The sequence below is a fragment of the Mycolicibacter senuensis genome, assembly GCF_003284925.1.
Lineage (GTDB): Bacteria > Actinomycetota > Actinomycetes > Mycobacteriales > Mycobacteriaceae > Mycobacterium > Mycobacterium algericum_A.
The window spans coordinates 1-8,636 of the sequence record NZ_QMEX01000143.1 but is presented as its reverse complement, the minus strand read 5'-3'; the positions used below and the strand labels follow the sequence as shown (position 1 = coordinate 8,636).

At 67.6% G+C, this 8,636-nt stretch carries 9 protein-coding genes; 8 read left to right on the top strand and 1 reads right to left on the bottom strand.

What is annotated here, in order from left to right; translation table 11 throughout:
• Positions 1-340: alcohol dehydrogenase catalytic domain-containing protein (locus tag DQP56_RS20430; RefSeq protein WP_165825094.1), on the bottom strand; the 340-nt coding region annotated here is incomplete at its 3' end.
• Positions 341-354: 14 nt separating this feature from the next.
• Between DQP56_RS20430 and DQP56_RS20425 the strand changes: the two genes are divergently transcribed.
• From DQP56_RS20425 to DQP56_RS20390, 8 genes are all read left to right on the top strand, one after another.
• A complete protein-coding gene (locus DQP56_RS20425; RefSeq protein WP_112688559.1) occupies positions 355-819 on the top strand; it encodes an acyl-CoA thioesterase in 465 nt (154 codons plus the stop codon).
• A 91-nt stretch (positions 820-910) separates the two neighbouring features.
• Positions 911-1,351, top strand: coding sequence for an SRPBCC family protein (locus DQP56_RS20420; RefSeq protein ID WP_041316664.1), 441 nt, complete (start codon positions 911-913; stop codon positions 1,349-1,351).
• A 93-nt stretch (positions 1,352-1,444) separates the two neighbouring features.
• The gene (gene fadD5 / locus DQP56_RS20415; RefSeq protein ID WP_112688557.1) at positions 1,445-3,070 is read left to right on the top strand and encodes a fatty-acid--CoA ligase FadD5; all 1,626 of its coding nucleotides are present in this window, start codon (positions 1,445-1,447) and stop codon (positions 3,068-3,070) included.
• A gap of 268 nt (positions 3,071-3,338) precedes the next feature.
• A complete protein-coding gene (locus DQP56_RS20410; protein ID WP_112688563.1) occupies positions 3,339-4,091 on the top strand; it encodes an MlaE family ABC transporter permease in 753 nt (250 codons plus the stop codon).
• Between the two features lies 1 nt (position 4,092).
• The gene (locus tag DQP56_RS20405; protein ID WP_112688555.1) at positions 4,093-4,962 is read left to right on the top strand and encodes an ABC transporter permease; all 870 of its coding nucleotides are present in this window, start codon (positions 4,093-4,095) and stop codon (positions 4,960-4,962) included.
• Positions 4,963-4,967: 5 nt separating this feature from the next.
• Positions 4,968-6,182, top strand: a complete 1,215-nt coding sequence (locus DQP56_RS20400; RefSeq protein ID WP_112688561.1) for an MCE family protein — start codon at positions 4,968-4,970, stop codon at positions 6,180-6,182.
• A complete protein-coding gene (locus DQP56_RS20395) occupies positions 6,179-7,207 on the top strand; it encodes an MCE family protein (RefSeq protein WP_112688553.1) in 1,029 nt (342 codons plus the stop codon). The genes DQP56_RS20400 and DQP56_RS20395 overlap by 4 nt, the downstream gene beginning before the upstream one ends.
• A partial coding sequence (locus DQP56_RS20390; protein WP_112688550.1) for an MCE family protein occupies positions 7,204-8,636 on the top strand: 1,433 nt, incomplete at its 3' end. The genes DQP56_RS20395 and DQP56_RS20390, both read left to right, overlap by 4 nt.

The window sequence follows — 8,636 nt, the reverse complement described above, 5'->3', positions numbered from 1 at the left end:
TCAGCCCGCCGGTGGCGCACGCCGGGCACTGCCCGCAGCGCGGCAGAAACGTCAGCACCACCCGCTGCCCGACCGCGATGCCGCCGATGGCGGGGCCCGCGCCGACCGCCTCGACGATTCCGGCCGCTTCGTGGCCGAGCAGCATCGGCACCGGGCGCACCCGGTTGCCGTCGACCACCGACAGGTCGGAATGACAGACCCCGGCGGCCTCCACCCGGACCAGCAGTTCGCCGGGTCCGGGCGGGGCCAGGTCCAGCTCGGACACCGCGAGCGGCCGTGACCGGGCGTAGGGCCGTGGCGCCCCGATCCGCTCCAGCACCGCGCCGCGGATGGCAACCATGTTGGAATACAACCATGAGTTGCGCGGTACCGCCCGCCCCGGAAGGGTTGACCAGCGGGGACTTTCCGGTGCATTGGCCGGTGCTGACCCGCTGGGCCGACAACGACATGTTCGGCCACCTCAACAATGCGGTGTACTACCAACTCTTCGACACCGCCATCAACGGCTGGATCGCGGCCAACGTGGCAGATCTCGATCCGGTCGCCATGCCGGAACTCGGTGTGGTGGCCGAATCGGGCTGCCGCTTCCTGGGCGAGCTGGGCTTCCCGGACCGGCTCGCGGTCGGCCTGGCGGTCACCCGGCTGGGGCGCAGCAGTGTCACCTACCGGCTCGCGGTGTTCCGCGTCGACGATGACGCCGGTGCCGGGCCGCTCGCCGCGCTGGGGCACTGGGTGCACGTCTACGTCGACCGCGTCAGCCGACGGCCGGTGCCGATCCCCGACGGCATCCGGGCACTGCTGGGCACCGCCGGGGTCTAGCGCGAAACCGGCGGTTGGCAGCCAAAGTGCGAGCGCGCAGCTGCAAAACGTCGGTCTCGGTGCTCGATTCGCCGGTGGCTATGCTCGGCGGATGCCGCTCGTGAGCAAGACCGTCGAAGTTGCCGCCGACGCCGCCACCATCATGGGGATCGTCGCCGACTTCGAGGCGTACCCGCAGTGGAACGACGAGGTCAAAGGGATCTGGGTGTTGGCCCGCTACGACGACGGCCGGCCCAGCCAGCTGCGGCTGGACGCCTCGTATTCCGGTTTCGACGGCACCTTCATCCAGGCCGTGTACTACCCGAGTGGCACGCAGATCCAGACCGTGCTCCAGCAGGGCGACCTGTTCAGCAAGCAGGAGCAGTTGTTCTCGGTGGTGGAGATCGGGCCCACCACGTTGCTCACCGTCGACATGGACATCGAGACGGAGATGTCGGTGCCCAAGCCGATGCTCAAGAAGGCGTTCAACAACGCCCTGGATTACTTGGCCGACAATCTCAAACGTCGCGCCGAGCAACTGGCTGCGGGTTAGTCTCAGCGTCAATCGCAGCGGGTCGGCGCCGCTGGTCCGGCGTCGGACGCAGCGGGTCGACGCAGCGTCGTCGTCACGAAGCGGGAGAGCCGATTGACCCATCCAACAACCGATCCCGCCGAACAGCCCTACCGCGCCCGACGGGCGAACTGGGTCAACCAGCTGGATCGGCATGCGCTGATGCAACCGGACGCTCCGGCGCTGCGGTTCGCAGGTCAGACCACCACGTGGGCGCAGTTGCGGAAGAGGGTCACCGCGCTGGCCGATGCGCTGAGCCGCCGCGGGGTCGGCTTCGGCGACCGGGTGATGATCCTGATGCTCAACCGGACCGAGTTCGTCGAGGCGGTGCTGGCCGCCAACATGCTGGGCGCGATCGCCGTCCCGGTGAACTTCCGGCTCACCCCACCGGAGCTCGCCTTCCTGGTCACCGACTGCGAGGCGCGGGTGCTGATCACCGAGACGGCGCTGGTGCCGGTGGTGCAGGGCCTGCGCAAGTTGACCGGCCTGCTGGACGCCGTCGTCGTGGCCGGCGGTTCGGCCGGCGACGGCCTGATCGGCTACGAGGACCTGATCAGCGAGACCGGTGAACCACATCAGCCGGTGGACATCGAAAACGATTCGCCGGCCCTGATCATGTACACCTCGGGGACCACCGGCCGCCCCAAGGGCGCGGTGCTCACCCACACCAACCTGGTCGGCCAGACCATGACCGCGCTGCACACTGCCGGCACGGGCACGAACGACGTGGCCTTCATCGGGGTGCCGTTCTTCCACATCGCCGGTGTCGGCAATCTGCTGCCCGGCATGTGGCTGGGTATCCCGACGGTGATCAACCCGCTCGGTGCGTTCGACGCCGGCCAACTGCTCGACGTGCTGGCCGCCGAGAAGGTCACCGGCATCTTCCTGGTGCCCGCGCAGTGGCAGGCCGTCTGCGCCGAACAGCAGGCCAACCCGCGCGATATCCGGTTGCGGACCATGTCGTGGGGGGCGGCGCCGGCCTCCGATGCGCTGCTGCGGCAGATGGCCGAGACCTTTCCGGGCACCAAGATCCTCGCGGCGTTCGGGCAGACCGAGATGTCGCCGGTGACGTGCATTTTGCTCGGCGAGGACGCCGTGCGGAAGCTCGGATCGGTGGGCACCGTCATCCCGACCGTCACCGCCCGCGTCGTCGACGAGGACATGAACGACGTCGCCGTCGGTGAGGTCGGTGAGATCGTCTACCGGGCACCGACCCTGATGAGCGGTTACTGGAACAATCCCGAAGCCACCGCCGAGGCCTTCGCGGGCGGATGGTTCCACTCCGGGGATCTGGTCCGGATGGACGCCGAGGGCTACGTCTGGGTGGTCGACCGCAAGAAGGACATGATCATCTCCGGCGGCGAGAACGTGTACTGCGCCGAGGTGGAGAACGTGCTGGCCGGTCACCCCGACATCGCCGAGGTCGCGGTGATCGGCCGCGCGCACGAGCAGTGGGGCGAGGTGCCGATCGCGGTCGCCGCCGTCAACCGGGCCGATCTGCTGCTGGCCGACCTCGACGGCTACCTCACCGAGCGACTGGCGCGCTATAAGCACCCCAAAGGATTGGAGATCGTCGACGCGCTGCCGCGTAACCCGGCCGGCAAGGTGCTCAAGACCGAACTGCGGAGCCGCTACGGCGCGGCCCGGGAATCCGAGTCGGTCACCGCCGCAACCGATACCGCGCAGAACGCCGACGCTTGAGGTGGCGGCACGTTACTGTCCGGTAGGAAACTGCGGACGTTGGAGCGAATCGATCTCCTTCTCACGCAGTCATCAGGTATGGTCCGATGGTCGCCAACGGCACGTTGGGGCGCTATGGTGACGCGGGTCTCGGAGAGAACTTGGACGGACGGAGAGAGCCTGTGCGACGCGATCCCCTGCTGCGTCGTGGCGCGGAGGCTCCGGTGAGGGGGGTGTTGTGACGGCTCCGGCGCGTCCCCGCCTGGTCGATTTCGCCCGTGATCGGGTGATGCCGCCGCTGGTGATGGTCGGCGGGTTTTTCCGGATGTGCGCGCTGACCGCTCGGGCACTGTTCAAGCCGCCGTTCCAGTGGCGCGAGACCCTTCAGCAGGGCTGGTTCATCACCAGCGTCGCCCTCGTGCCGACCGTCGCCGTCGCGATCCCGCTGACCGTGCTACTGGTCTTCACCCTCAATATTCTGTTGGCCCAGTTCGGAGCTGCCGACGTCTCGGGTGCCGGCGCCGGCATCGCAGCGGTCACCCAGCTGGGCCCGCTGGTCACCGTGCTGGTGGTCGCCGGCGCGGGTTCGACCGCCATCTGCGCCGACCTGGGCGCCCGCACCATCCGCGAGGAGATCGACGCGATGGAGGTGCTCGGTATCGACCCGATCCATCGCCTGGTGGTGCCGCGGGTGATCGCCGCGACCGTCGTCGCCCTGCTGCTCAACGCGCTGGTCATCGTCATCGGCCTGGCGGGTGGCTTCCTGTTCGGCGTGTACCTGCAAAACGTCTCCGGCGGCGCCTACCTGTCGACGCTGACATTGCTGACCGGGCTACCCGAGGTGATCATCTCCACGGTCAAGGCCAGCGTCTTCGGACTTATCGCAGGCTTGGTTGGTTGTTATCGGGGTCTTACTGTTCGCGGCGGCTCCAAAGGGTTGGGGACGGCCGTGAACGAGACGGTGGTGCTGTGCGTGATCGCGCTGTTCGCGGTGAACGTCGTGCTGACCACCATCGGCGTGAAGTTCGGAACGGGGACCTGAGATGTCGACATCAGCAGTGGTGCGCGCCCGGTTTCCCGGGCTGATCGCGAACTATCAACGTTACGTCGGAGCGGCCGGACGTTCGCTCGACAAGAGCGGCCAGATGGGCTGGTTCTTCCTGACCGCCATTCGGCAGATCCCGTGGGCGCTGCGTAGATACCGCCGGGAGTCGCTGCGGCTGATCGCCGAGCTGGGGATGGGCACCGGCGCCATGGCCGTCATCGGCGGCACCGTGGCGATCATCGGCTTCGTGATGCTGGCCGGTGGCTCGCTGATCGCGATCCAGGGGTTCACCTCGCTCGGCAATATCGGGGTGGAGACCTACACCGGTTTCGCCGCGGCACTGGTCAACGTCCGCGTGGTCGGCCCGGTCAACGCCGGCATCGCCCTGGCCGCGACGGTGGGCGCCGGAGCCACCGCCGAACTCGGCGCGATGCGGATCAGCGAAGAGATCGACGCGCTGGAGGTGATGGGGATCAACTCCATCTCCTACCTGGTGTCCACCCGCGTGGTGGCCGGCTTCACGGTGATCATCCCGCTGTACGCGCTGGCGCTGATCATGGCGTTCGCCTCGCCGCAGATCGTCACGACGCTGTTCTTCGGCCAGTCGTCGGGAACCTACGACCACTACTTCCGGACCTTCCTGCGGGCCGACGATGTGTTCTGGTCGTTCATGGAGACCATCCTGATCGCGGTGATCGTCATGATCACCCACTGTTACTACGGCTTCAATGCCAGTGGTGGCCCGGTCGGTGTCGGCGAGGCGGTCGGCCGATCGATGCGGCTGTCGCTGATCTCGGTGCCCACGGTCGTGTTGTTCGCCGCGTTGGCGCTCTACGGCGTCGACCCCAACTTCAACCTGACGATGTGATGACGATGGCAACCGGGAGAGAGAACAAGCCGCAGACCCCGCCCTACCGGATCGCGGGCGTGGTGACGCTGGCGGTCCTGGTGCTCATCACCGGACTGGTCTACGGCCAGTTCCGCGGGGCGTTCATCAAGACGACGTCGCTGACCATGGTGGCGCCGCGTGCCGGCCTGGTGATGGACCCGGGCGGTCCGGTGACCTACAACGGCGTGCAGATCGGGCGGGTGTCCGCGATCGCGCCGACGGAGTTCGAAGAGAAGCCGGCGGCCAAGTTCACCCTCGACGTGGACCCGAAATACATCAAGCTGATCCCGTCCAACGTCGAGGCCAACATCATGGCGACCACGTTGTTCGGCAACAAGTACGTGTCGCTGACCGCGCCGGACAACCCGACGACGGAGCGCATCAGCACCAAGCACATCATCGCGACGTCGGTGACCACCGAACTCAACACGCTGTTCGAGACGGTGACCAAGCTCTCCGAGAGCGTCGACCCGGTCAAACTGAACCTCACCCTGCACGCCGCCGCGGAGGCGCTGACCGGCCTCGGGGACAAGTTCGGTGAATCCCTGGTCAACGGGAACGCGATTCTCGACGACGTCAACGCGCGGATGCCCTACTTCCGGCGCGACCTCAAGGGCTTCGCGACGCTCGGGGACGTCTACGCCGCCGGTGCGCCGGACCTAGTCGGCTTCCTGGAGCACTCGCCGACCACGGTGAAGACGATCACCACCCAGCAGAAACAACTGGACGCCGCGCTGCTGGCCGCGGCCGGCGTGGGCAACCTCGGTGCCGACATCACCGACCGGTTCGGCCCGTACCTGCGGGCGCAGTTCTCCGACCTGGTTCCGGTGTCGGCGCTGCTCGACGAGTACAGCCCGGAGCTGTTCTGCGCCATCCGCAACCTCGCCGAGGGCGCGCCCAAGGTGTACAACTTCCTCGGCGGTGGCGACGGTTACGCGCTGGACACCGTCAGTGAGCTGGTCAGCCCGGCCAACCCCTACATCTACCCGGACAACCTGCCGCGCTACAACGCCCGCGGCGGACCCGGCGGGGCGCCCGGCTGTTGGCAGGAGATCACCCACGATTTCTGGCCGGCGCCGTACCTGGTGGCCGACACCGGAGTCAGCCAAGCACCCTACAACCATTTCGAGGTCGGATCGCCCTGGGCAATCGATTACGTCTGGGGCCGCCAAGTCGGGGATAACACGATCAACCCATGAACATCACCAGGACTGCAGTCAAACTCGGCGTCGTCGGATCGGTGCTGCTGCTCTTCACGATCGGGCTGGTCGTGGTATTCGGGCAGGTCCGGTTCGACCGGACGTCGCGTTACTCCGCGGAGTTCACCAACGCCAGCGGCCTGCGCCAGGGCCAGTTCGTCCGTGCCTCCGGGGTGGAGATCGGCAAGGTCAAAAACGTGCACCTGGTCGACGGCGGCCGCCGCGTGGTGGTCGACTTCGACGTCGACCGCTCGCTGCCGCTGTACCAGTCGACCACCGCGCAGATCCGTTACGACGACCTCATCGGCAACCGGTACCTGGAGCTCAAGCGGGGCGACGGCGAGGGCGCCGACAAGCGGCTGCCCGCAGGCGGTTTCATTCCGGCCTCCCGCACCCAGCCCGCCCTCGACCTCGATGCGCTGATCGGTGGATTCAAACCGGTGTTCCGGGCGCTCGATCCGGACAAGATCAACACCATCGCCTCGTCGATCGTCACGGTGTTCCAGGGCCAGGGCGGCACCATCAACGACATCCTGCAGCAGACCGCGCAGCTGACCGCACACATCGCCGACCGGGACGCCGCGATCGGCGAGGTGGTCAAGAACCTCAACACGGTGCTGGACACCGCGGTTCGGCACCGCCAGACGTTCGACGAGACCGTCGACAACTTCGACAAGCTGGTCAAGGGCCTGAACGACCACCGCACCGGTCTGGCCTTCGGCACCGCCGAATTCGGCAACGCCGCCGGCAACCTGGCCGACCTGCTGGCCGACAACCGTCCGCAGCTGCACAGCATCTTCCCGGTCGCGGGCCCCGAGCCACCGGACCGCATGGCCGACGTCGAGGGACTGTTGGAGCGGATTCCGCAGGCGCTGAAGCTCATCGGGCGTACCGGCGTCTACGGCGACTTCTTCAACTTCTACATCTGTGACGCCACTATCAAGCTTCCGGGCCTGCAGCCCGGCGGACCGGTTCGCAACGTCCGGCTCTGGCAGCAGCCGACCGGGAGGTGCACACCGCAGTGAGGACTCTGGAACCGCCCAACCGGGCACGGATCGGCGTGATCGGCATCATCACGGTCGCATTGGTGACCTTGGTGGGGCAGACCTTCACCACGGTGCCGATGCTGTTCGCCGAGCCGAGCTACTTCGGCGAGCTCTCCGACACCGGGGGGCTCACCGCCGGGGACAAGGTCCGCATCTCGGGTGTGGATGTCGGCAAGGTCCAGGACCTGTCCATCGACGGCGATCACGTGCGGGTCCGGTTCTCCGTCGGCGCCAACCCGATCGGGACGGACAGCATCATCGGGGTGAAGACCGACACCATCCTGGGGCGCAAGGTGTTGGCCATCGAACCCAAGGGCGAAAAGAAGTTGTCGCCGCAGGGGGTGCTGCCGCTGGGGCAGAGCACCACGCCCTACCAGCTCTACGATGCGGTCTTCGACGTCACCAAGGCCGCGGCCGGCTGGGACATCGACACCGTCAAGCGGTCGCTGAAGGTGCTCTCGGAGACGGTCAGCGAGACCGCCCCCGACCTGAGCGCGGCGTTGGACGGCGTTGCCAAATTCTCCGACACCATCGGCAAGCGCGACGACGAGATCACCCATCTGCTGGCCCAGGCCAACAAGATCGCCGCGGTGATGGGCGACCGCAGCGGCCAGATCGACGCGGTGCTGCGCAACACCCAGACGCTGCTGGCCGCGTTCAATCAGCGCAGCCAGGCCATCTCGGCGCTGCTGGGCAACATCGCCTACTTCGGTGAGCAGGTGCAAGGCCTGGTCCGGGACAACCCGAACCTGGATCTGCGCCACGTGTTCGTAGAGGCCCAGAACATCACCGACATGCTGGTACGCCGCCAGGACAACCTGCGCGAGATGTTCACGATCCTGGGCCGCTACCTGACGATCGTCAACGACGCGATCGCCTCGGGACCGTACTTCAAGGTCTCGGCGCTCAACGTGATCCCGTTCTGGATTCTGCAGCCGTGGGTCGACGCCGCGTTCAAGAAGCGCGGCATCTCGCCGGAGGAGTTCTGGCGCAACGCGGGCCTGCCGGAGTTCCGTTACCCCGACCCCAACGGGACCCGGTTCCCCAACGGCGCACCGCCGCCCGCACCGCAGGTGATCGAGGGCACGCCGGAGCATCCCGGACCGGCCGTGGCGCCGGGATCGCCGTGCTCGTACGCGCCGGCGGCCGGCCTGTTCCCGACCCCGGGCAACCCGCTGCCCTGCGCGAACCTGGACCCGAACGCGGGACCGTTCGGTCCGAGCGGACCGTACCCGGGCCCGACCGATGTGCTGGTCTCGCCGCCGAACCCGGACGGGTTGCCGTCGACGCCGGGCATTCCGATCGCCGGCCGGCCCGGCGAGACCCCGCCGGTGGTGCCGGGCACCCCGGTACCGATGCCCGACGCCAATCCGGGAGCGCGCTCCGAGCCGCTGGGCCCGATGCCCGG